The following is a 21,457-nucleotide window of genomic DNA, read 5'->3' as shown; positions in this document are numbered from 1 at the left end:
GTATCGGCCGCCGCGGTGCGGCCCGCTTCCGCGCCCGCCGGGGCGGTGCCGGCGCCTCGCGGGGACGTCACCCGCCGCACTGACGTACGCATCCGACCGCGCCGACGTGCCCGTCGACGCTCTTACCAGTCGCTTCGAGGGCTCTTTCCCGCCTTTTCCCGGACTCTTTCCGACCTGTTCCCGAGCTGATGCCTTGTCCACAGGCGCGGGCGTGGAGCGCTGGTTAGCATGGCCGGGTTGACCGAACCGACCGAGACGGGGGCCTGCACGACCATGGAACATGGTTCCTCGGGGCTTCGACCGGCGCCCCAGGCGCCCCACGGCGCGCTACGCAGGCGCGTGGACCAGCTGTGGCGCGAGGTCGTGAAGTTCGGCGCGGTGGGCGGAGCAGGGCTGCTGGTCAACCTGCTCGTGTTCAACCTGGTGCGGCACGTGACCGGACTTCAGGTGGTGCGGGCCAGTGTCATCGCGACCGTCGTCGCGATCGCCTTCAACTACGTCGGCTTCCGCTACTTCACGTACCGGGACCGCGAAAATAGCGGGCGCACCCGGGAACTGACGCTGTTCCTCCTGTTCAGCGTGGTCGGCCTGGTGATCGAGAACGGCGTGCTGTATCTGGCGACGTACGGCTTCGGCTGGGACAGCCCGCTGCAGAGCAACGTCTTCAAGTTCCTCGGCATCGGCGTCGCGACCCTGTTCCGCTTCTGGTCGTACCGCACCTGGGTCTTCCGCACCCTGCCGGCCCGGGAGACCGTGGCGGGCGCGGAGTCCTTCCTCGAGACCGAGTCGAAGAAGCCCCGGCCCGAGGTCTTCCGCTAGGACCTGCCGGTCCTGGCTCTTCCGCTGGGTCCCGCCGGTGCCGGCCGCGGTCAGCGCACCGTCGGGTGGTCCTCCGACTGCTTCTTCAGCGGCGGGGTGCGGGACAGGAACAGGCCGAAGACGGGCGGCTGGGCCTGGAGCAGTTCCAGGCGGCCGCCGTCGGCCTCGGCGAGGTCGCGGGCGACGGCCAGCCCGATGCCCGTGGAGTTGCGGCCGCTGATGGTGCGCTCGAAGATTCGGGCGCCCAGGTCGGCGGGGACGCCGGAGCCCTCGTCGGTGACCTCCACCACGGCCTGGTTTCCGGTCACGCGAGTGCGCAGCGCCACCGTGCCGCCGCCGTGCATCAGGGAGTTCTCGATCAGCGCGGCCAGCACCTGCGCGACGGCGCCCGGCGTGCCCACGGCCTGGAGGTGCCGCTTGCCGGAGCTGACGATCGCCCGGCCGACGCTGCGGTAGGCGGGGCGCCACTCGGCGATCTGCTGCTGGATGACCTCGTCGAGGTCGAAGGAGACGGCGGAGCCGGTACGGGGGTCGCGGGAGTTGGTCAGCAGGCGGTCCACCACGTCGGTCAGCCGCTCGACCTGGGCGAGCGCGACGTTCGCCTCCTCCTTCACCGTGTCCGGGTCGTCGGTGAGGGTGATCTCCTCCAGGCGCATGGACAGCGCGGTCAGCGGCGTACGCAGCTGGTGGGAGGCGTCGGCGGCGAGCCGCCGCTCGGCGGTCAGCATGCGGGCGATGCGCTCGGCCGATCCGTCGAGCACGTCCGCGACCCGGTCCAGCTCCGGGACGCCGTAGCGCTTGTGGCGGGGGCGCGGGTCGCCGGATCCGAGGCGCTCGGCGGTCTCGGCGAGGTCGGTCAGCGGGGAGGCGAGCCGGTTGGCCTGGCGGACGGCGAGCAGCACCGCGGCGACCACCGCGAGCAGCGCCACCAGGCCGATGATCAGCAGGGTGCGGCCGACCTCGCGGGTCACCGAGGAACGGGGCTCCTCCACCCGGACGGTCTCGCCCTGCTCCCCCTTGGCCGTGGAGTGGATCACGTCGCCGGACGGTTTGGCGCCGACCTTGATGGGCTGCTGGCCGGGGATGCCGATCACGGCGTACTGGCCGTCGGCCATCTGGTTGCGCAGGACGTCGGCGTTGACCGTGGCCGCGCCGAGCAGCCTGCTGTCGACGATGCTGGCCAGCCGCAGTGCCTCGGAGTCGACCCGCTCCTGGGCGCTGCTGCTGATGGTGCGGGTCTCGACGATCACCAGGGACAAGCCGAAGACGGCGATCACGACCAGGACCACGGCAAGCGTGGACTGGATCAGTCGGCGGCGCATGTCCTCCTACCTGACGAAAGCGCGGGGCGGCCGGCTCAGCTCTTCTCGAATCGGAAACCCACGCCGCGCACGGTCGCGATGTACCGGGGGTTCGCGGCGTCGTCGCCGAGCTTCTTGCGCAGCCAGGAGATGTGCATGTCGAGGGTCTTGGTGGACGACCACCAGGTGGTGTCCCAGACCTCGCGCATCAGCTGGTCGCGGGTGACGACCCGGCCCGCGTCCCGCACGAGCACCCGGAGCAGGTCGAACTCCTTGGCGGTGAGCTGGAGCTCCTCGTCGCCCATCCACGCGCGGTGGGACTCGACGTCGATGCGCACGCCGTGCGTGGCGGGCGGCTGCTGCGGCTCGGCGGCGCCGCGCCGCAGCAGGGCCCGGACGCGGGCGAGCAGTTCGGCGAGCCGGAAGGGCTTGGTGACGTAGTCGTCGGCGCCCGCGTCGAGACCGACGACGGTGTCCACCTCGTCGGCGCGCGCGGTCAGGATCAGAATGGGCACCGTGTGGCCGTCGGAGCGCAGCCGGCGGGCGACCTCCAGGCCGTCCATGCCGGGCAGCCCGAGGTCCAGCACGACCAGGTCGACACCGCCCTGCATTCCGGCGTCGAGCGCGGCGGGTCCGTCCTCACGCACCTCGACCTCGTAACCTTCCCTGCGCAGTGCGCGGGCCAGCGGCTCCGAGATGGACGCGTCGTCCTCGGCGAGCAGTACACGGGTCATGAGCCGATGGTAGTCCGCCCGCGCCGCCCGCTGGGGTGGTCCCGCGGTGTGATCGGCACACGCGGTTCTTACCTTGCGGCCGGTCGGGTGCCGCCTGTGCGGCCCTGTGGCACGGACCGGTCGGCACGGAATGCGATCCTTTGAGGCCTTGGTAATAGACCTTCGAAAGCCGGGCAGGGTTCCCCAGCGACCTGTGATCCATGTCTCAAGTCCTTCCATATCCGGCAGTGTCCTGCCGTATGGTGGCTTGAACGTCTGATGCACACAGGGGACCTTTGGCGATCGTCTTGACGCTGAAGGTCTCTTTTGTGGGCGGGTCGGCCCCAACCGGCCCGGGAAGAATGACCTAGGGCCGGGCCTCGTACGCGCGTCGACGCGAGCAGAGGTGTGGATCCCGGTGGCCGTCGTCCGCCGCTTCGCGATCCGGAGCGGGATCCCCCTGGGCGTGGGGTGGACCTCGGGCCTGCCGGTGCCGGCCACCCCCACCGGGCGCGTACCCGCCGAGGGCGGCGCGTCCCGACCAGCAAGGAACGACCATGGCGTCCAGCCTGACGAAGGACTCGGTCCATCCGGGCACCCCCGGTTCCGAGAAGACCTTCTTCGGCCACCCCCGCGGCCTGGCCACCCTCTTCATGACCGAGATGTGGGAGCGCTTCAGCTTCTACGGTATGCGAGCCCTTCTCGTCGTGTACCTGCTCTCCGGCGGCCCCGACGCCAAGAAGGGGAGCATGACCGGTGGCCTCGGCATGGATCTGGCCACCACCACCGCCATCTACTCCGTCTACCTGTCGATGGTGTACCTGCTCGCCATGCCCGGCGGGTGGCTGGGCGACCGCGTCTGGGGTCCCCGCAAGACGGTGGCGATCGCCGCGATCACGATCATGGCGGGCCACACGGTGCTGGCGCTGCCCGGCGGCCAGGCGCCCTTCTTCGCCGGTCTCGCGCTGGTCGCGCTCGGCTCCGGCCTGCTGAAGGCCAACATCTCCACCATGGTCGGCCACCTCTACAAGGGCGCGGACGACCCGCGCCGCGACGGTGGCTTCACGATCTTCTACATGGGCATCAACATGGGTGCCTTCTTCGCGCCGCTGATCATCGGCACCGTCGGCCAGCAGGTCAGCTGGCACCTGGGCTTCGGCCTCGCCGCCGTGGGCATGGCGATCGGCCTCGCGGCCTTCCTCATCGGCACCCGGAACCTGAGCCCGCAGAGCAACGTCGTTCCCAAGCCGCTGGACACCGCCGAGCGCGCCTCCTGGCTGCGCAAGGGCCTGACCTGGCTCGCCGTCGCCGCCGTCTTCTACGGCATCGTCGGTTTCACCGGCCACTTCACCCTGAACTGGGCGATGATCCCGCTCACCGTCATCGGTCTGGTCATCCCGGCCGGCGTCCTGCTGCGCATCAAGCGCGACAAGGAGCTGTCGACCGTCGAGCAGTCCAAGATGACCGGCTACATCTGGTTCTTCGTCGCGGCCGCCGCCTTCTGGATGATCTACGACCAGGGCGGTTCCACGGTCCAGGCGTTCGGTGAGACCAAGACCTCCTCCTCGCTGCTGGGCTTCGGCTTCCCGTCCTCCTGGTACCAGTCGCTGAACCCGGTGTTCATCATGGCCCTGGCCCCGGTCTTCGCCTGGTTCTGGCTGTGGCTGAGCCGCAAGGGCAAGGAGCCGAGCACCGTCGCGAAGTTCGCGGCCGCCCTGTTCTTCATCGGCGTCTCGTTCTTCTTCTTCCTGCTGCCGCTGGGCATGGCCAACGGCGACACCCTGGTCAGCCCGATGTGGCTGGTCGGCATCTACCTGATCCAGACCGTCGGCGAGCTGTGCCTCTCCCCGGTCGGCCTGTCGGTGACGACGAAGATGGCGCCGGCCAAGTACGCCAGCCAGATGATGGGCGTGTGGTTCCTCGCGGTCACCGCGGGCGACTCCATCACGAGCCTGCTGTCCAACCCCGCCGTGGCCGGTGTCGACCTCAGCGGCACGGGGGCGGTCACCCTGGAGGCGGTCCTCGCCGTCCTCGCCGGTGTCGCGGTCTACATGTACCGCCGGAAGGTGAAGTCCCTGATGGGTGACGTCCACTGACGTCACCCCTCCGATCGCCGAAAGGGCCGCCCCTCGTGGGGCGGCCCTTTCGTGTCGCGGTCTTTTCTGTGTCGCGCTCCTGGTGTTGCGGTCGCCGTCGGGCCTCGCCGAGCGGCTCCGCGTTCAGGCGGGTGCCCCCAGCTCGGCCCACACTCTCTTGCCGGTGACGCCGGGAGCGCGGACGACACCCCAGTCCAGGCACAGCCGCTGGACGATGAACATGCCGTGGCCGCCGGGGCGGCCGGCGCGGTGCGGGGTGCGCGGGGCGGGCTGGCCGGTGCCGCGGTCGGAGACCTCGATGCGGATCACCTTGTTGTCGCAGGTGATCTCCAGCTGGTCGGGTCCCTCGGCGTGCAGGCAGGCGTTGGTGACCAGTTCGGAGACGACGAGGAGCACGTCCTCGGCAGCGGCCCGCCGGTCGGCGGTCGCGGCGGGCAGCCAGCCCCACGCGTACAACGCCTGGCGGGTGAAGTCGCGGGCGAGCGGCACGACGCCGCTCTCGCCGTCGAAGCTCAGCCTGCGGATCTGGCGACTCCCGGACGGGGCCGCCGGCACGGCCGTCGCACCCCCTGTGGGTACCGCGCCCGTCGGCGCGTCCCCCTCGGTCACCCCGGAAGCGCCGCTGGGCTCCGGGCCGCGGTCGCCCGGCGAGTAAGGCCGGGTGGTGCTCATCAGCGCATCACCTCACCGATTCACCAGTTCACGATTCAAAAGTCACCAGTCACTTCACACGTACACGCTCTGCACGTCCGTACACACGCCGAAACCCCGGTCGTCGGCTCCCGCGGGGGCGACCGATCCACTCAGGATGTCTCCTGCCCGACCGATCGGGGGGAACACCCCCGTTTTCGGCCCGCCGTGCGTGCGCCCGGCATACGCCGGGCCCGGAACACGGAAGGGGCACGTCGACGAACCCGAGGCCGGCTCAGCCGGCCTCGTCGGCCAGGGCGTCCTCCAGGGAGTCGTGCACGGTGAAGACCGCGTCCGCCCCTGTGATCTCGAACACGCGGGCCACCACCGGCAGCATCCCGGCCAGATGCACACCCCCTCCGGCCGCCTCTGCCTTCAGCCGCGCGCCCAGCAGCACGTTCAGCCCCGTGGAGTCGCAGAACTCCAGGCGTGAACAGTCCACCACCAGGCGCGAGCGCCCCTTGTCGAGGCACTCCTCGAGCGGTTCGCGCAGCAGGTCGGCCGTGTGGTGATCGAGCTCACCCGCCGGCGTCACGACGGCACTGGAACCCTCTTGCCGCACCTCCACCAGAAGCCGGCCCGACTGTGCGCTGCCGACCGTCCCGCGGTCCATGCCGTCCCTCTCTCCCGGGTTCTTGGCTGCTGACTGACGCCCTCGAACACTACGCCTTCCCTCACCGCTCCGGCAGCCGAACATCCGCACACAAACGGACATACCCCCACATGAGGAACTTGCGGCGGTGTTGGGAAAGCGGGTAGGGCTAGTAGGGACCCGCACCCGACACGGCCGGCTTTGGAGGCGCCGCACACCGCAGTGCACAAATTGGCTTCGGCAGCCATATGCCGAGAACGATGGAGGACATCATGTCACCCCGGCTCGACGCATCGCATACCCAGATGGCGACGTCGGCATCCCCAGCGGAGCACCTGGATCCCATCGAGTTCCACGACGTACGCGCCGAGCGGGCCGATCAGGCCGACGCACTGGCCGGACTTCCGGACATCCCCCCGTACGACGAGGTGGCCCCCGACGACGCCCGGGCCTTGTCCAAGGCCCTCTTCGAGCGGCTGGAGTCCCTCGAGGAAGGCACCCACGCCTACTCGTACGTCCGCAACACGCTCGTCGAGCTCAACCTCGCGCTCGTCAAGTTCGCCGCCTCCCGCTTCCGCTCCCGCAGCGAGCCGATGGAGGACATCATCCAGGTCGGCACCATCGGCCTGATCAAGGCGATCGACCGGTTCGAACTGTCCCGGGGCGTTGAGTTCCCGACGTTCGCGATGCCCACCATCATCGGCGAGATCAAGCGGTTCTTCCGCGACACCTCATGGTCCGTGCGCGTCCCGCGCCGGCTCCAGGAACTGCGCCTCGACCTCGCCAAGGCCGGTGACGAACTGGCCCAGCGGCTCGACCGCGCCCCCACGGTCGCCGAACTCGCCGAGCACCTCGGCCTGTCCAACGACGAGGTGGTGGAAGGCATGGCCGCCTCGAACGCCTACACCGCGTCGTCGCTGGACGCCCAACCCGAGGAGGACGACTCCGAGGGCGCCCTCGCGGACCGCATCGGCTACGAGGACCACGGGCTCGAAGGCATCGAGTACGTCGAGGCGTTGAAGCCGCTGATCGCCCAGCTGCCCTCCCGGGACCGGAAGATCCTGTCCCTGCGGTTCGTGGCCAATATGACCCAGTCGGAGATCGGCGAGGAACTCGGCATCTCGCAGATGCACGTCTCCCGGCTGCTCTCCCGGACGCTCGGACAACTGCGCAAGGGGCTGACACTCGAGGAGTGACGGCGTGACGGGTGAAGGCGTGACGGGGTGAAGGGGACATTTCCGTCCGGTGCCGTCGATGGCGCCGGGCGGACCGCGGCCCCAGCGCCTCGGCCCGTGCGGGGCGTGCGGCCCGTCCGGGACGTGCGGGGCGTGCGCCGAGAAACCCGCCGCCCTGGCGCCGTTACCCCGGGAAACCCTGGGCAACCTCTTTCCCCCGGGGCCCGCTTCCCCCACTATGGGTCACCCCCATACCGGCCGGTACGTTCGGAGTCCGGCCATGCCACCAGGGGTGCGAGGAGGGCGGGGCAATGGCTCGGGCCGACGGGACCGACGACGGCGGCGTCGAGACCGGGGACACGGGCGGCGGACCGCACGAGGACGCCTCGGACACACGACTCATCGAACTGCTCCGCGCCGACACTCCGACCGTCTATCCGGCACTGCGCGAACTGCGCGCCCGCCACCTGCCCCGGGTCCTGGCCCACGCCCGGCACTGCACCGCAGGCGAGTCGGCCGCCCGTCAACTCGCGGCGCAGGCGTTCACCCTCGCCGCCCGCGAGACAGCGCGCGGTGCGGACCCGGGGGTCCCGGTCCGGCTGCGCCTGCTGCTGCTCACCGCCCGGCTGACCGCCGCCTGGGCGCGGGACGAGCGGTCCGGCGGCGTCGACCCCGGGTTGCTGCTGGTCCTGAACACGGCCGGCCCCGAGGGCCCCGTACCGCCTCTGCTCAGCGCCTTCCGGTCGCTGCCGACCCGCGTCCAGGGCCTGGTCTGGTACGGGATCGCGGAGCAGGAACCCGAGGAGCGGACGGCCAGGTTCCTCGGCCTCACCCGCCAGGACGTGGTGCACGGCACCCCGCAGGCGCTCAAGGCGTTGGCCCAGGCCTGTCTGAGGACGCGTCTGGCCGCCTCGGACGACCCGCGCTGCGGTGACTTCCGCCGGCTCATCGAGGAGGCGGTACGGCCGGACCACCCCCGCGCGAGCCTGGACCTGCACGACCACATGGCCCGCTGCGGCCACTGCTGGGCCGCGTTCGAGGAGCAGTCCGCCCTGCGCGACCACCCGCGCACCGCGGTGGCCGAGGGCCTGCTGCCCTGGGGCGGCGCCGCCTACGTCGCACGGCGTCCTGCCGATCCGCCTCCGGGAGCTCGGGCGCGGGCCGCCGCCTGGCCGCCCTCCCGCCGCTACGCGCTGGCCTCGGCGGCGCTCGGCGTGGCCCTCGCACCGCTGCTGCTGTTCCTGCTCGCCTCGAACGACGGCACACCGCACCAGCGGGCAGCGGGCGCGGTGACCGTGCCCACGCCGCCGGTACGGGTCACGGTGACGGCCACGGTGTCGGCGACCCCGTCCGCACCCTCTCCGTCCGCGACCTCCCGGCCGCCCTCCCGGCATCCGTCCCCCGAACCGACGCCGGGCCGCTCCCGGACGGCGCGCCCGAAGCCGCCGCCCAGCCCGTCGCCCTCGCCGGTGCGTCCGCCCGGCGCGTCCTACGCGCAGGTGGTGAACGCCGCCTCGGGCCGCTGCCTGGACGTGGTCGGCGACTTCGACAACGGCACGGACGTCGCCACCGCCCCGTGCGGGTCCGCGTCCAGCCAGCGCTGGCGGTTCGACGCCTCGCGCCAGGTGCTCCAGTCGGCGGCGGACCCCGATTTCTGCCTGGACAGCCGCGGTTCCGTGGAAAACGGCGTGGGAATCTGGAGGTGCTCGTCGGCCGACGGCAGGAACGGCCGCAATCTGCGCTTCACCGTCGACCCGGACGGCGTGATCCGCCCGGCCATCGCCACCGGGACCGCCCTCACCCCGCATCCGGACGGCTACCTCTCCCTCGACCCACGCGGTGGAGGTATGGCGCAGAAGTGGCGGGCGGGCAGCGCCTGACCGGTCCCGGGCGGGACCCGGGCGGCCGGTGGGGCGTCTTCCCTCGGTCTCCTGCGACTCGATCCGCCGGACAGGCCCTGCTCAGACCTCGCGTACGCCGCGCCGCCAGACCTGGGTGACCAGCGGAACGCCCGGCCGGTAGGCCAGGTGGACGTGGCTGGGCGCGTCCAGGACGGCGAGGTCGGCGTGGGCGCCCGGGGACAGACGGCCGACGTCGTCGCGGCGCAGGGCCCTCGCGCCGCCCGCCGTCGCCGCCCAGACCGCCTCGTCCGGCGTCATGCCCATGTCCCGTACAGCGAGCGCGATGCAGAAGGGCACCGAGGAGGTGAACGACGAGCCCGGGTTGCAGTCGGTGGACAGGGCGACCGTGACACCCGCGTCGAGGAGGCGGCGGGCGTCGGGCCACCGGGCGCGGGTGGAGAACTCGGCGCCGGGCAGGAGGGTGGCGACCGTGTTCCCGTTCGCCAGCGCGTCCACGTCCGCGTCGGTCAGGTGGGTGCAGTGGTCTGCGCTGGCCGCGTCCAGCTCGACGGCGAGCTGGACGCCGGGGCCGTAGGTGAGCTGGTTGGCGTGGATGCGCGGGAGCAGGCCCTTGGCCTTGCCCGCGGTGAGGATCGCCCGGGCCTGGTCACCGTCGAAGGCGCCCTTCTCACAGAAGACGTCGACCCAGCGGGCGTGCGGGGCGCAGGCGTCCAGCATCTCCCCGGTGACCAGGGCGACGTATGCCGCCGGGTCCTCGGCGTAGTCCGGGGAGACGATGTGGGCACCGAGGTAGGTGACCTCGTCGGTGTGCGTGGCGGCGATGCGCAGGGCGCGGGCCTCGTCGGCGACGGTGAGGCCGTAGCCGGACTTGGTCTCGAAGGTGGTCGTGCCCTGGCGCAGGGCCTCGGCGAGGTAGTGGGTGAGGTTGGCCTCCAGCTCCGCGTCGGTGGCGGCGCGGGTGGCGGCGACCGTGGTGCGGATGCCGCCCGCGCTGTAGGCCCGGCCGGACATGCGGGCGTTGAACTCCTCGGTGCGGTCGCCCGCGAAGACCAGGTGGGAGTGGGAGTCGACGAAGCCGGGGATCACCGCCCGGCCGCCGGCGTCGACCCGGTTGTCAGTGGCGGGTGCTTTGCTGGATTCACCGGTCCACGCGATGCGGTCGCCCTCGATGACGACGGCCGCGTCCCGGACCAGTCCGAGGGGGGATCCGTCACCGAGGGAGGGGTCGTTGGTGACCAGTGTGGCGATGTTGGTGATGACGGTGCTGCTCATGGTGTCCTCAGGGGTGACGGGGGGATTCATCCGCGCAGTGCCTCGACGGCGCCTGCCAGCGCCGACGGCACGTCCGGTACGAGGGTGTGGGCGCCGTCCCGCACGATGTGCCGACCGGCCACGACCGTATGGCGTACGTCCGCGGCGGTCGCCGCGAATACGGCCGTCTCGGCGCCGAGCCTGGGCAGCGTCCCCGCTGTCCTGACCGAGTCCAGCGCGATCGTCGTGAAGTCGGCGAGGGCGCCGGGGGTGAGGCTGCCGGCGTCGGACCAGCCGAGGGCGGCATGCCCGTCGGCGGTGGCGGCGCGCAGCAGGGCCGCGGCCGTCCAGTGACCGCGGGTGCGGGTGCGCAGCCGCTCGTTCAGCTCCATCGCGCGGGCCTCTTCGAGCAGGTCGATGACGGCGTGGCTGTCGGAGCCGAGGGAGAGCGGGGAGCCGGCGCGCTGGAGGGCGGCGGCGGGTCCGATGCCGTCGGCCAGGTCCCGCTCGGTGGTCGGGCACATGCAGGTGCCGGTGCCGGATCCGCCGAGCAGGGCGATGTCCTCGTCGGTCAGGTGGGTGTTGTGCACGCCGGTCGTGCGCGGGCCGAGGACGCCGTGGTCGGCCAGCAGCCGGGCCGGGGTGCAGCCGTGGGCTGCCTGGCAGGCGTCGTTCTCGGCGGTCTGCTCCGACAGGTGCACATGGAGCGGGGCCCGCCGCTCCTCGGCCCACCGCGCCACCGTCGCCAGTTCCCGCGCGGGCACGGCCCGTACGGAGTGCACGGCGGCACCGATCCGCGCGTGATCCCGTTCCTTGAGAACTGAACAGCGTTCGGCCCAGGCCTCGGCCGTCCCGTCGGAGAAGCGGAGCTGGTGGGTGTCGGGCGGCTGACCGAACCCGGAGGACAGGTAGCAGGTGTCGAGGAGGGTGATGCGGATTCCGGCTTCGGCGGCGGCCTCGATCAGGGCCTCGCCCATCGCGTTCGGGTCGGCGTACCGGGCGCCTCCCCGGGCGTGGTGGACGTAGTGGAACTCGCCGACGGCGGTGATGCCGGCCAGCGCCATCTCGGCGTACACCGCGCGGGCCAGCGCGTGGTACGTCTCGGGGGTGAGCCGGCCGGCGGTGGCGTACATGACCTCGCGCCAGGTCCAGAACGTCCCGGAGCCGACCTGGACGGTGCCGCGCAGAGCCCGGTGGAAGGCGTGGCTGTGCGCGTTGGCGAGTCCCGGGATCGTGAGTCCCCGCAGCACCTCGGCTCCCGGCGGAGGGACGGGCACGTCGCTGCGGACGGCCGCGATGCGGCCGCCGCGCACGTCGAGGGCCACGCCCGGCTCGACATGGGTGCCGAGCCAGGCCTGCTCCAGCCAGTACGTCCGCGTCTGCTCGGTGGGGGTCACGTGCAGGCCAGCCCTTCCAGTACGTCGGCGAGCGCGCGCACCCCGGCCACGCAGTCGTCCTCGGCCGCGAACTCGGCCGGGGAGTGCGAGACACCGGTGGGGTTGCGCACGAACAGCATGGCGGTCGGGACGCTCCCGGAGAGGATTCCGGCGTCGTGTCCGGCACCCGTGCCGAGCACCGGCACCTTCGGGTGGGTGTCCGTGCCCAGGAGGCGGGCGAGTTCGTCGCGCAGGGCGTGGTCGAACTCGACGACGGGCGTGAAGGACTCGCGGACCACGTCCAGGTCGACGCCGTGCGCGGCGGCGTACTCACGGGCCGCCTTCTCGACACCGGTGACCACGGTGTCCAGGGTCGCCTGATCGGCGGCGCGGGAGTCGAGCCAGCCGCGCACCAGGGACGGGATCGCGTTGACGCCGTTCGGCTCGACGGCGATCTTGCCGAAGGTGGCGACGGCACCGGCGAGCGTTGCCTCGCGCCGGGCGGCGAGCACGGTCTCGGCGTACGACAGCATCGGGTCGCGCCGGTCGACGAGCCGGGTGGTGCCCGCGTGGTTGGCCTCGCCCCGGAAGTCGAACCGCCACCGCCCGTGCGGCCAGATGGCGCTGGCCACACCGACGGGGTCGCCGGTCAGGTCGAGGGCGCGTCCCTGCTCGACATGCAGTTCGACGAAGGCGCCGATGCTCGCGAGCCGCTCCGGGTCGGGGCCGATGGCGTCGGGGTCATACCCGGCGGCCTCCATGGCCCTGGGCAGCGTGACCCCGTCGGCGTCGGTGAGCCGGTGCGCCTGCTCGACGGTGAGCTGCCCGGCGGTCAGCCGCGACCCGGTGCAGGCCAGCCCGAACCGGGCGCCCTCCTCGTCACCGAAGTTGACGAGGGCCAGCGGCTTGGTGAACCGCGCGTTCCTGCCGCGCAGTTCGTCGAGGGCGGCGAAGGAGGACACGACGCCCAGGGGCCCGTCGAAGGCCCCGCCGTCGGGCACGGAGTCGAGGTGCGACCCGGCGACCACGGCGTCCCCGGCCGCGGGGTCCCCGAGCCAGGCCCACTGGTTGCCGTTGCGGTCGACCTCGTAGGCCAGCCCGCGGTCCTCGGCCTGCTGCCGGAACCAGGCCCGGCACTCGGCGTCGGCCGCGGTCCAGGCGAATCGCCGGTAGCCGCCGGACTCGGGGTGGCGCCCGACGGGGAGCAGCTCCCGCCACATCGTGTGGAAGGAGTCGCCCACGGCAGGCGACGGGGTCCGCGCCGGGGCCGGGCGGACCTCGCTCGGGTTGGCCGTATGCCGCGTCACGCCTCCTCACCCTCGCGCATGGGCACGCGCACTCCGCGTTCGCCGGCCACCGACTCCGCGATGTCGTACCCGGCGTCCACGTGCCGGATCACGCCCATGCCGGGGTCGTTGGTGAGCACCCGCCGGATCTTCTCCCCGGCGAGCGCGGTGCCGTCGGCGACCGTCACCTGGCCGGCGTGGATGGACCGTCCCATGCCGACGCCGCCACCGTGGTGGATCGACACCCACGACGCGCCCGACGCCACGTTCACCATCGCGTTCAGCAGCGGCCAGTCGGCGATCGCGTCGGAGCCGTCGAGCATGGCCTCGGTCTCCCGGTACGGGGAGGCGACGGAGCCGCAGTCGAGGTGGTCGCGGCCGATCACGATCGGCGCCTGGAGCTCACCGCTCGCGACCATGTCGTTGAACCGCTCGCCCGCCTTGTCGCGCTCGCCGTAGCCGAGCCAGCAGATGCGCGCGGGCAGGCCCTGGAAGTGGACGCGCTCGCCGGCCATCTTCATCCAGCGCGCCAGGGACTCGTTCTCGGGGAACAGTTCCAGGATCGCCTTGTCGGTCTTGGCGATGTCGGACGCCTCACCCGACAGCGCGGCCCAGCGGAACGGGCCCTTGCCCTCGCAGAACAGCGGTCGGATGTAGGCGGGGACGAACCCGGGGAAGGCGAACGCCCGCTCATACCCGGCGAGTTGGGCCTCACCGCGGATCGAGTTGCCGTAGTCGAAGACCTCGGCGCCGGCGTCCATGAAGCCGACCATGGCCTCGACGTGCCGGGCCATGGACTCGCGGGCCCGGGTGGTGAAGCCGGCCGGGTCCTTGGCGGCGGCGTCGGCCATGTCCTCGAAGTCGACGCCCACCGGGAGGTAGGACAGCGGGTCGTGGGCGGAGGTCTGGTCGGTGACGATGTCGATGGGCGCGCTCATCGCGAGCAGCTGCGGGACGAGTTCGGCCGCGTTGCCGAGGACGCCGATGGACAGGGCCTTGCGCTGGTCGCGCGCCTCAACGGCCAGCTGGAGGGCCTGCTCCAGAGAGTCGGCCTTCACGTCGAGGTAGCGGTGCTCGATGCGCCGGTCGATGGCGCGCGGGTCGCAGTCGATGCAGATGGCCACGCCGTCGTTCATGGTGACGGCGAGCGGCTGGGCGCCGCCCATGCCGCCGAGGCCGGCGGTCAGGGTGATCGTCCCGGCGAGCGTGCCGCCGAACTTCTTCGCGGCGACAGCGGCGAAGGTCTCGTAGGTGCCCTGGAGGATGCCCTGGGTGCCGATGTAGATCCAGGAGCCGGCGGTCATCTGGCCGTACATGGTCAGGCCGAGGGCCTCCAGGCGGCGGAATTCCTCCCAGTTGGCCCAGTCGCCGACGAGGTTGGAGTTGGCCAGCAGCACGCGCGGGGCCCACTCGTGGGTCTGCATGACGCCGACCGGCCGGCCGGACTGGACGAGCATGGTCTCGTCGGCCTTGAGGGTCCTCAGCGTGCGGACCATGGCGTCGAAGGAGCGCCAGTCGCGGGCCGCCTTGCCGGTGCCGCCGTAGACGACGAGCTTGTCGGGGTGCTCGGCGACCTCGGGGTCGAGGTTGTTCTGGAGCATCCGCAGGGCGGCTTCCTGCTGCCATCCCAGGGCGCTCAGTTCCGTACCGCGCGGCGCTCGTACGGGGCGGGGTCCTGACATGGTCTGCCTCCTGGTGGGTGCTCCCGGCTGATTGTTACTGCGACTATTCACATCCTGGCGTCATGAATAGAGCTAGTCAATACATGTGCACGGGCCGGCCCGCCCGGCCGGCGGATGTTTGGCCCGCTCCAGGTCAGGAAGGCAGGACCTGAAGGCACACCGACGGGACCGGGGGACACGGCATGGACGACGGCATGGACCAGAACCACGGCGACGGGATCGGCGAGGCGGACCGCGAGCGGGCGGTGCGGCGGGACGAGGCGGTGCGGGCCGCGGTGGCGCAGGGGCTGCTCGGCCCCGGCTCCCCCATCGTGGGCCTGCTCGACGTCACCGGCATCCGGGAGTCCGCGGCGGCGCTCCGGGCGGCGTTCGAGGCGGTGCTGGCGCCGGGGACTCCGGCGCTGCACGCCTTCGCGGTCAAGGCGACCCCGCTCGTGCCCGTCCTGCGGCTGCTGCACGAGGAGGGCATCGGCGCCGAGGTGGCCAGCCCGGGGGAACTGGCGCTGGCGCGGGCGGCCGGGGTGCCGCCCGCCCGTACCGTCCTGGACTCACCGGCCAAGACCCCGGCCGAACTGCGCGAGGCGCTGGAACTCGGTATCGCCGTCAACGCCGACAACCCGCAGGAGCTGGCCCGCATCGACGCCCTGGTGGGCTCCGCCATCCCTCGCTCACCGCTCGGGATTCGGGTGAATCCGCAGGTCGGCGGGGGTTCCATCGAGGCGCTGTCGACGGCCACGGCGACCTCGAAGTTCGGGGTGGCGCTCCGTGACGAGGGCGCCCGCGAGTGGGTCGTGCAGGCGTATCTGGACCGGCCGTGGCTGACCCGGCTGCACGCCCACACCGGGTCCCAGGGCATCCCGCTCGCCCTGATGGCGCAGGGTGTGGCGCGGACCTACGAGCTCGCCGAGGAGATCAACGCGCGCGCGGGGTGGCGGCAGATCGACACCCTCGACATCGGCGGCGGGCTGCCGGTGAACTTCGGCTCCGAGGCGACCACGCCGACGTACGCGCGGTACGCGCGGCTGCTGCGCGGGGTGGTGCCGGGGCTGTGCGAGGGGCGCTACGGGCTGGTGACCGAGTTCGGGCGGTCGCTGCTGGCCAAGCAGGGCACGATGGTGGCCCGGGTGGAGTACACCAAGAGCGCCGGGGGGCGGCCGGTCGCCGTGACCCACGCGGGCGTGCAGGTCGCGACGCGCACGGTCTACGTGCCGGAGGCCTGGCCGCTGCGCCTGGCCGCGTACGACGCGAAGGGGCGGCCCAAGCCGGGACCCGAGGTGGTGCAGGACGTGGCCGGGCCCGCCTGCTTCGCGGGCGACCTGCTCGCCGAGGCCCGCGCGCTCGCCCCGCTCGAACCGGGCGACCACGTGGCGGCGCTGGACACCGGGGCCTACTACTTCGCCCACCACTACGCCTACAACTCCCTGCCCCGGCCCGGGGTTTACGGCTACATCCCGGACGGCTCAGGGGGTGTCGCCTTCGCGGTCGTGCGCGAGCCGCAGCGGGTCGAGGAGATCGTGACCGAGTCCGGAGGGGCGCACGCGTCGGCGCTCACCACCCTGCGCGCACCCGAGCGCGCTTGAGGCACGCCGAAGAGCTTTTAGGTGCACCGAAGGCACGGCGAGACCCGCCTGAAACCCGGTTCAGTCGACCCACATTAGCCCCTCGGTCGCATGTTCCACCGGAAAATGCCGTAACCCTCACCACCGGCGTACACCGTGCGTAGCGTCGGCATCACTCAGCCGAGCCCCCGGTGGGAGAGGAACAACGGTGCCCGGAATCGACGAGTGCCTACTGGAAGCCATGCGGCTGCCCGGTGCCAGAGGCGCCGCGCTGGTCGACTGGACGAGCGGACTTGCCCTGGGCACCGTCGGAGAGTCCCCGGGAGGCGACCACGAGACCACCGCGACGGAGGCCGCCGAACTGGCCCGGCTGGCCGCCGAGCACGGCGCCTTCGCCGCCGCCGAGGACCCCGACGGCGAGCGTCCCCCGGTGGAGGACCTGATCGTCAGCAACCGTGACAGCTACCACCTGCTGCGGTTCGTGGACACGTCCTTCGACAGCAGCGTGTTCCTGCATCTGTGGCTGACCCGCGCCGAAGGCAACCTCGCCCTGGCCCGCATACGCCTGGGCGAGATGGCCGAGCGGCTGGTGCTGGGATGACCGTGGTCGACACCCCGCCCCCGCCCCAGCTGCCGGTGCGCAGCAAGCCGGCCGCCGACGACGCGGCCTGGGGCGGACTCTCGCCGATGCTGACCCGGCTCGCCGCCGAGCACGCCACCGGCGTCCTGGTCCGCGAACACGGCACGCTCTACCTCGCCGAGGGCCGTGTGGTGCACGCCGAGAGCCCCCTGAGCCCCGGCCTGGACCTGCTGCTCACCGCCCACGGCACAGTGACGGCCGAGGCGTGGCGGGACGCGGTCACCCGCGCCGACGACCGGTACGGCGCCGCACGCCTGTTGCTGGACGGCGGCCATCTGACCGAGGGCGCCCTGGAGCTGTGCCACCTGGGCGCGCTCCACGACGCCGCCTACTTCGCGCTCGCCCCGAGCAGCACCCCGGGCCGGTTCCGCTACGGCATCGCCCACCCGCTCGGCCGCGTCCTGCCGGTCCCGGTGAAGGCCCTGGAGCGCGAGATCCTGCGCCGCCGCGAGCTGCTGCACCGCGTCTGGCCCGACGCCGCGCCTGACAGCGCACCGCTGGTGCGGACGCACGCCGCCTCGGCACCGAAGTCGACGCCCCGCCAGCAAAGGCTCCTGGAGCGGGTCGACGGCACCCGCACGGCCACCGACCTGGCCCGGGAGCTGGGCCGGCAGGCGTTCCACATCCTGGTCGACGTACGGCGCCTGGCGGCCGCGGGGCTCGTCGCGCCGGTCGTCGCGCCACGGGACCCGCCCGTACCGGACGGCACCGGGCAGACCCCTGCGCTCGCCGACCGGCCGGCGTACACCACCGATCCCCACATCACGCTGCTGAAGAGGCTCAGGGATGCGCTGGAGGCCCTTTGAGAGGAGACACCGGATGGCAGCCGAGCCCGAGATCCTGGACGAGCTACGCCGGCTCAGAGCCCGGGTACCCCAGCTCACCGGCGCCCTCGCCGCCAGTGTCGACGGCCTCGTACTGGCCCACGACACTCCCGGCGTGGAGCCGGAGAGCGTGGCGGCACTCACCGCGACCGCGCTCGGCGTCGCCGTGCGCATGTCGGACGTGACCGGCCAGGGCGATCTGCGCGAACTGCTCGTGCGGGGCGTCCACGGCTATGTCGCGACCTACGCGGCGGGCCGCACCGCGGTGCTGACCCTGCTCGCCCAGGACCGCGTCAACGTCGGCCGCCTCCATCTGGAGGGCCGCCGTGCGGGCGCCCGCATCGGGGAGCTGGTCGACGCCGAGGCGGCCGACACTTCCGGCACGACGCCCGCGAAAGCCGTGAAACCGACCACCAGGACCGGCACCGCACGGCCCAGAACCACCCGCGCGCCACGCACCACTGCCACCAATACGCGCACCACTACTGATAGTTGACAGAACAAGGAGACCCGGCCATGGCCAACACCGAGACCTGCCTGAAGGAAGCGCTCGCCTCCATCGAGGGAGCGACAGGCGTCGCGCTCGTCGACTACACCAGCGGCATGGCGCTGGGCACGATGGGCGGCAGCAAGAGTTTCGACCTGAACGTCGCCGCCGCGGGCAACACCGATGTCGTACGGGCCAAGATGCGCACCATGGAGCACCTCGGCCTCAAGGCGCAGATCGAGGACATCCTGATCACCCTGACCGACCAGTACCACCTGATCCGCCTGATCAGCGGGCGCGGCGGGAACGGCCTGTTCCTCTACCTCGTCCTCGACGCCAAGCGGGCCAACCTGGCGATGGCCCGCCACCAGCTGAGGAGGATCGAGGAGGACCTGGAGGTCTGACCCCGGCCCGCAGGGCGGGCCCGGGGCCTGCCCTAGTCGAGCGCCGCGGTGCGGCGGCGTGCTCCGCCCGGGGCCGCGTCGCCCGCCGCGAGGCCGGTGCCGCGGTAGCCCCGCACCGCCTTGCCCGCGGGATGCCCGCCCCGCTTGCCCAGCCAGTCGACGCGCACCCACAGCAGTGTGTCCTCGGCCCGCTCCAGCCGCCCGAGCCAGGCGGCCTTGAGCCACAGCCCCACCCCGGCGCCGGCCAGCAGCAGGCCGCCGGCCGCGGGCAGGACGAAGGAGCTGCCCAGCGCGGCCAGGAAGGCCGGGGCGAGCCACCAGCGGTGCCCCCGGCGCCACACGCGGACGCTCACCGCCCGGTCCTGGAGCACGTCGTGGCGTCCGGCCCGGGCGGCGCCCCGGGCCAGGGCCCGGTAACGCCGGCGCCGGACGCAGGCCACGACGGCCGCCGTCACCAGGAACAGCGCGGCCCCCGCCAGGACCCCGATCCGGCGCCCGGTCATCCCCGGCACCAGCACGCCGATCCCCGCCGCGAAAACCCCGAGCCACCACAGCGGCGCGGCTCCGGCCCGCACCACGACGGCCACCCGGGCCAGGCCCTGACCTCCCCGACCTGTGCGACCAGCGCGCGCCATGCCCTGCCTCCTCGTCGTCCCGGCACCCTCGTTCGGGCGGGCAGGCTAACGAGCGTTGGTGAGGCGAGTCTGAGAGCACCCGGCCCCGGGCATCAGGCCACGAGATGTCACTCCACGAACAGCCCCCGTGCCGCCGCCCTCTGGTCGAACTCCTCCAGGCGGGCCTGCGCGTCGGGCAGGTCGTCGCACATCGCCTCCAGGAGCACCCGGCCGAGCAGCATCGGCGCACACGCGGTGTCGAAGGCGAGCCCGGTGCCGACGGCGGCGGGCAGCAGCAGGTCGGAGTGCTTGGCGACGGGCGCGAAGGCCGAGTCCGCGACCGTGACGACGGTCAGCCCCGCGCCCTTGGCGTAGGCGAGGGTGTCCACGACCTCGCGCGGATGGCGCGGCAGCGCGAAGCACAGCAGCGCCGAGGCACCCGCCCGTACGGCGCCGTCGATGCGGTCCTGGATCATCGTGCCGCCCTCGTCGAGCAGCCGTACGTCCGGGTGGACCTTGCCGGCGAAGTACGCGAAGCCGTAGGCCTGGGCCGCCGCGGCCCGCAGGCCGAGCACCGGCAGCGGACGCGAGGCGGCGAGCACCTGCCCCGCCCTGCGCACCGGCCGCGGATCGGCCAGCGCCTGAGCCAGGTGCCTGAGGTTCTCGATCTCGGCCTCGACCGCCTCCTGGTACTCGTTGTACGAGGCCGGCTGGGCCGCCGGTTCGGCGGGCGCGACCTCGCGCAGGTGCCGGCGTAGCGCCGGGTAGCCGTCGAAGCCCAGGGCGACCGCGAAGCGGGTCACCGACGGCTGGCTGACCCCGGCCAGTTCGGCCAGCTCGACGCTGGACAGGAAGGGCACGTCGGCGGCCCGCCGCACCATGCTGTGCGCGATACGCCGCTGGGTCGGTGTGAGCCGGTGCCCCTCGAAGAGCGCCTGCAGCCGCGCGGCAGGGCTGTCGGTCACGGTCATGACGTGCTCCCCCTCCAGATGTCGTCGACGCCCCGGGAGGGTATCTCCCCGACCAGTTTCTATTCAGACATCAAGAACTCTGCATGAAGTCATACAGCCAGGGCAAGGGATCGGTCAAATATCATTAAACCCGCCCAGACAGGTACGGAACGCGACAATCAGCGTGCTTAGTGTGAGCAGGCCCCGTCGGTGTCGCCGGCCGCAGCCCCGGCGACACCGACGGCGGCCCGCCCCCGCACCGACAGGGGGGCTAGCCCCAGTGCGGCGGGCACCCCGGCTCCCTAGCCTGGTCCGTATGACCGGAATGGATGCGCGGGACACGGACCTGAAGAAGGACCTCAACGCCTCCCTGCAGGCCCGCAGGGAGCTGGGCGAGGAGTACGAGTCCGCGCTGGTCGACTCGTTTCTGGAGAAGGTCGACCAGCGCATCGACGGGGCCGTCGAACGCCGGATGCGCCGGCAGTTCGCCGAGCAGCAGATGACGGTGGCGCGGGGCTCCCGCTCGCCGAAGGCCACCGACTCCTGGGGCGAGCGCTTCGGCTTCGGCATCGTCTCGCTGGTACTGGCCGTGCCGCTGTCCGCGATCGGCGGCGGCCTCGCGCACCTGCCCGGCCTCATCGTCGCCTGGTTCGGGATCGTGGGTGTCAACGCCGTCCAGGCCGCCCGCACCAACCCGGGCCTGTTCACCGGCCGCCGCCGCGACCGCGCCGAGGACGACGCCTGGAAGGACTGAGCGGCCACGCCGGCCTGGCACGAGCCGGCGGCCGCGTCCCCGGCACGACCGCGCGCGGGGCGAGGAGTATGCGCGGGGACCGCCGCACCCCCGTGACCGGGGGGCGGGACGACGGCGGTCCCCGCGAGGGACGCGGGCCGGGTCAGGACCGGGCCTTCGCGTCCGTGGCGTTCGTGGAGGTCCGGGAGCCGCTCCGGAGGTCCGCGACGCCGCACGGCGCCGGCCGGGGCAGACGGCCTCCCCGGCGCACGGCGCCCGGGAGGCGATCCCCCGCCCCTTCCGACGTCCACCAATGTGCCGGACGCGTGTTAAGCGGGTGCTGCGTGCACGTGACACGCTCGTACCGTTTCCACGACTGTCTCTCAGCCGCAGGTCACCGCAC

The 21,457-nt window shown here is 72.4% G+C and carries 20 protein-coding genes; 10 read left to right on the top strand and 10 right to left on the bottom strand.

Annotated elements, in window-relative coordinates; all coding sequences use genetic code 11:
* Window positions 1–273: 273 nt before the first annotated feature.
* Window positions 274–819 (top strand): GtrA family protein, encoded by a 546-nt coding sequence (locus tag ACIQFZ_RS16415; protein ID WP_365416948.1) that lies wholly within the window; start codon window positions 274–276, stop codon window positions 817–819.
* Between the two features lie 50 nt (window positions 820–869).
* Here ACIQFZ_RS16415 and ACIQFZ_RS16410 read toward each other — a convergent pair whose 3' ends face one another.
* Window positions 870–2,141, bottom strand: a complete 1,272-nt coding sequence (locus tag ACIQFZ_RS16410) for an ATP-binding protein (RefSeq protein ID WP_365416901.1) — start codon at window positions 2,139–2,141, stop codon at window positions 870–872.
* Between the two features lie 35 nt (window positions 2,142–2,176).
* The gene (locus ACIQFZ_RS16405) at window positions 2,177–2,854 is read right to left on the bottom strand and encodes a response regulator transcription factor (RefSeq protein ID WP_100571005.1); all 678 of its coding nucleotides are present in this window, start codon (window positions 2,852–2,854) and stop codon (window positions 2,177–2,179) included.
* A 536-nt stretch (window positions 2,855–3,390) separates the two neighbouring features.
* On the opposite strand from ACIQFZ_RS16405, the gene ACIQFZ_RS16400 reads away from it, so the two are divergent.
* On the top strand, window positions 3,391–4,929 hold the full coding sequence (locus ACIQFZ_RS16400) for a peptide MFS transporter (RefSeq protein ID WP_402691494.1): 1,539 nt from the start codon (window positions 3,391–3,393) through the stop codon (window positions 4,927–4,929).
* A 123-nt stretch (window positions 4,930–5,052) separates the two neighbouring features.
* Here the strand turns inward: ACIQFZ_RS16400 and ACIQFZ_RS16395 are convergent, their stop codons facing one another.
* A complete protein-coding gene (locus ACIQFZ_RS16395; RefSeq protein ID WP_365416897.1) occupies window positions 5,053–5,601 on the bottom strand; it encodes an ATP-binding protein in 549 nt (182 codons plus the stop codon).
* Window positions 5,602–5,854: 253 nt separating this feature from the next.
* Window positions 5,855–6,232, bottom strand: a complete 378-nt coding sequence (locus ACIQFZ_RS16390) for an STAS domain-containing protein (protein WP_100571008.1) — start codon at window positions 6,230–6,232, stop codon at window positions 5,855–5,857.
* A 239-nt stretch (window positions 6,233–6,471) separates the two neighbouring features.
* On the opposite strand from ACIQFZ_RS16390, the gene ACIQFZ_RS16385 reads away from it, so the two are divergent.
* Both ACIQFZ_RS16385 and ACIQFZ_RS16380 read left to right on the top strand, forming a co-directional pair.
* Window positions 6,472–7,407 carry an RNA polymerase sigma factor SigF gene (locus ACIQFZ_RS16385; protein WP_172632949.1) on the top strand — a complete coding sequence of 312 codons (936 nt, stop codon included), beginning with the start codon at window positions 6,472–6,474 and terminating at the stop codon, window positions 7,405–7,407.
* Between the two features lie 290 nt (window positions 7,408–7,697).
* Complete coding sequence (locus ACIQFZ_RS16380) at window positions 7,698–9,266, top strand: RICIN domain-containing protein (protein ID WP_365416894.1); 1,569 nt, start codon at window positions 7,698–7,700, stop codon at window positions 9,264–9,266.
* An 81-nt stretch (window positions 9,267–9,347) separates the two neighbouring features.
* Here ACIQFZ_RS16380 and hutI read toward each other — a convergent pair whose 3' ends face one another.
* The 4 genes from hutI to hutU form a co-directional block, all read right to left on the bottom strand.
* Window positions 9,348–10,520 carry an imidazolonepropionase gene (gene hutI, locus ACIQFZ_RS16375; protein ID WP_402691493.1) on the bottom strand — a complete coding sequence of 391 codons (1,173 nt, stop codon included), beginning with the start codon at window positions 10,518–10,520 and terminating at the stop codon, window positions 9,348–9,350.
* A 26-nt stretch (window positions 10,521–10,546) separates the two neighbouring features.
* The gene (locus ACIQFZ_RS16370; protein ID WP_365416890.1) at window positions 10,547–11,896 is read right to left on the bottom strand and encodes a formimidoylglutamate deiminase; all 1,350 of its coding nucleotides are present in this window, start codon (window positions 11,894–11,896) and stop codon (window positions 10,547–10,549) included.
* Complete coding sequence (locus ACIQFZ_RS16365) at window positions 11,893–13,095, bottom strand: allantoate amidohydrolase (protein ID WP_402691511.1); 1,203 nt, start codon at window positions 13,093–13,095, stop codon at window positions 11,893–11,895. Before ACIQFZ_RS16365 ends, ACIQFZ_RS16370 begins: the two co-directional genes overlap by 4 nt.
* Before the next feature lie 83 nt (window positions 13,096–13,178).
* A complete protein-coding gene (gene hutU, locus ACIQFZ_RS16360) occupies window positions 13,179–14,843 on the bottom strand; it encodes a urocanate hydratase (protein WP_365416888.1) in 1,665 nt (554 codons plus the stop codon).
* A 182-nt stretch (window positions 14,844–15,025) separates the two neighbouring features.
* On the opposite strand from hutU, the gene ACIQFZ_RS16355 reads away from it, so the two are divergent.
* The 5 genes from ACIQFZ_RS16355 (at window position 15,026) to ACIQFZ_RS16335 (ending at window position 18,757) form a co-directional block, all read left to right on the top strand.
* The gene (locus ACIQFZ_RS16355) at window positions 15,026–16,423 is read left to right on the top strand and encodes a diaminopimelate decarboxylase (protein WP_402691492.1); all 1,398 of its coding nucleotides are present in this window, start codon (window positions 15,026–15,028) and stop codon (window positions 16,421–16,423) included.
* Between the two features lie 187 nt (window positions 16,424–16,610).
* On the top strand, window positions 16,611–17,003 hold the full coding sequence (locus tag ACIQFZ_RS16350) for a hypothetical protein (RefSeq protein ID WP_361411757.1): 393 nt from the start codon (window positions 16,611–16,613) through the stop codon (window positions 17,001–17,003).
* Complete coding sequence (locus ACIQFZ_RS16345; protein ID WP_365416885.1) at window positions 17,000–17,848, top strand: transcriptional regulator; 849 nt, start codon at window positions 17,000–17,002, stop codon at window positions 17,846–17,848. The genes ACIQFZ_RS16350 and ACIQFZ_RS16345 overlap by 4 nt, the downstream gene beginning before the upstream one ends.
* A 13-nt stretch (window positions 17,849–17,861) precedes the next feature.
* A complete protein-coding gene (locus tag ACIQFZ_RS16340) occupies window positions 17,862–18,362 on the top strand; it encodes a roadblock/LC7 domain-containing protein (RefSeq protein WP_383056443.1) in 501 nt (166 codons plus the stop codon).
* A 20-nt stretch (window positions 18,363–18,382) separates the two neighbouring features.
* Window positions 18,383–18,757 carry a hypothetical protein gene (locus ACIQFZ_RS16335; protein ID WP_361411763.1) on the top strand — a complete coding sequence of 125 codons (375 nt, stop codon included), beginning with the start codon at window positions 18,383–18,385 and terminating at the stop codon, window positions 18,755–18,757.
* A 32-nt stretch (window positions 18,758–18,789) separates the two neighbouring features.
* Here ACIQFZ_RS16335 and ACIQFZ_RS16330 read toward each other — a convergent pair whose 3' ends face one another.
* A complete protein-coding gene (locus ACIQFZ_RS16330) occupies window positions 18,790–19,392 on the bottom strand; it encodes a hypothetical protein (RefSeq protein ID WP_365416881.1) in 603 nt (200 codons plus the stop codon).
* 107 nt (window positions 19,393–19,499) lie between these two features.
* Window positions 19,500–20,342 carry a MurR/RpiR family transcriptional regulator gene (locus tag ACIQFZ_RS16325; RefSeq protein ID WP_365775649.1) on the bottom strand — a complete coding sequence of 281 codons (843 nt, stop codon included), beginning with the start codon at window positions 20,340–20,342 and terminating at the stop codon, window positions 19,500–19,502.
* A 304-nt stretch (window positions 20,343–20,646) separates the two neighbouring features.
* Here ACIQFZ_RS16325 and ACIQFZ_RS16320 point away from each other — a divergent pair, with 304 nt between their 5' ends.
* A complete protein-coding gene (locus tag ACIQFZ_RS16320; protein WP_365775668.1) occupies window positions 20,647–21,075 on the top strand; it encodes a hypothetical protein in 429 nt (142 codons plus the stop codon).
* Window positions 21,076–21,457 lie beyond the last annotated feature (382 nt).

This window comes from Streptomyces sp. NPDC093064, assembly GCF_044754605.1.
Classification (GTDB): Bacteria; Actinomycetota; Actinomycetes; order Streptomycetales; family Streptomycetaceae; genus Streptomyces.
The sequence above is the reverse complement of the archived record's forward strand: the minus strand, read 5'-3'. Positions and strand labels throughout refer to the sequence as shown.

What these genes read in the sequence shown, in the direction of transcription:
- ACIQFZ_RS16400 (WP_402691494.1), top strand. Translation starts at nt 3,391, where the DNA reads ATGGCGTCCAGCCTGACGAAGGACTCGGTCCATCCGGGCACCCCCGGT.
- ACIQFZ_RS16355 (WP_402691492.1), top strand. Translation starts at nt 15,026, where the DNA reads ATGGACGACGGCATGGACCAGAACCACGGCGACGGGATCGGCGAGGCG.
- ACIQFZ_RS16345 (WP_365416885.1), top strand. Translation starts at nt 17,000, where the DNA reads ATGACCGTGGTCGACACCCCGCCCCCGCCCCAGCTGCCGGTGCGCAGC.
- ACIQFZ_RS16335 (WP_361411763.1), top strand. Translation starts at nt 18,383, where the DNA reads ATGGCCAACACCGAGACCTGCCTGAAGGAAGCGCTCGCCTCCATCGAG.
- ACIQFZ_RS16330 (WP_365416881.1), bottom strand. Translation starts at nt 19,392, where the DNA reads ATGGCGCGCGCTGGTCGCACAGGTCGGGGAGGTCAGGGCCTGGCCCGG.
- ACIQFZ_RS16415 (WP_365416948.1), top strand. Translation starts at nt 274, where the DNA reads ATGGAACATGGTTCCTCGGGGCTTCGACCGGCGCCCCAGGCGCCCCAC.
- ACIQFZ_RS16320 (WP_365775668.1), top strand. Translation starts at nt 20,647, where the DNA reads ATGGATGCGCGGGACACGGACCTGAAGAAGGACCTCAACGCCTCCCTG.
- ACIQFZ_RS16385 (WP_172632949.1), top strand. Translation starts at nt 6,472, where the DNA reads ATGGAGGACATCATGTCACCCCGGCTCGACGCATCGCATACCCAGATG.
- hutI (WP_402691493.1), bottom strand. Translation starts at nt 10,520, where the DNA reads ATGAGCAGCACCGTCATCACCAACATCGCCACACTGGTCACCAACGAC.
- ACIQFZ_RS16410 (WP_365416901.1), bottom strand. Translation starts at nt 2,141, where the DNA reads ATGCGCCGCCGACTGATCCAGTCCACGCTTGCCGTGGTCCTGGTCGTG.
- ACIQFZ_RS16325 (WP_365775649.1), bottom strand. Translation starts at nt 20,342, where the DNA reads ATGACCGTGACCGACAGCCCTGCCGCGCGGCTGCAGGCGCTCTTCGAG.
- ACIQFZ_RS16365 (WP_402691511.1), bottom strand. Translation starts at nt 13,095, where the DNA reads ATGTGGCGGGAGCTGCTCCCCGTCGGGCGCCACCCCGAGTCCGGCGGC.
- ACIQFZ_RS16405 (WP_100571005.1), bottom strand. Translation starts at nt 2,854, where the DNA reads ATGACCCGTGTACTGCTCGCCGAGGACGACGCGTCCATCTCGGAGCCG.
- ACIQFZ_RS16380 (WP_365416894.1), top strand. Translation starts at nt 7,698, where the DNA reads ATGGCTCGGGCCGACGGGACCGACGACGGCGGCGTCGAGACCGGGGAC.
- hutU (WP_365416888.1), bottom strand. Translation starts at nt 14,843, where the DNA reads ATGTCAGGACCCCGCCCCGTACGAGCGCCGCGCGGTACGGAACTGAGC.
- ACIQFZ_RS16340 (WP_383056443.1), top strand. Translation starts at nt 17,862, where the DNA reads ATGGCAGCCGAGCCCGAGATCCTGGACGAGCTACGCCGGCTCAGAGCC.
- ACIQFZ_RS16390 (WP_100571008.1), bottom strand. Translation starts at nt 6,232, where the DNA reads ATGGACCGCGGGACGGTCGGCAGCGCACAGTCGGGCCGGCTTCTGGTG.
- ACIQFZ_RS16395 (WP_365416897.1), bottom strand. Translation starts at nt 5,601, where the DNA reads ATGAGCACCACCCGGCCTTACTCGCCGGGCGACCGCGGCCCGGAGCCC.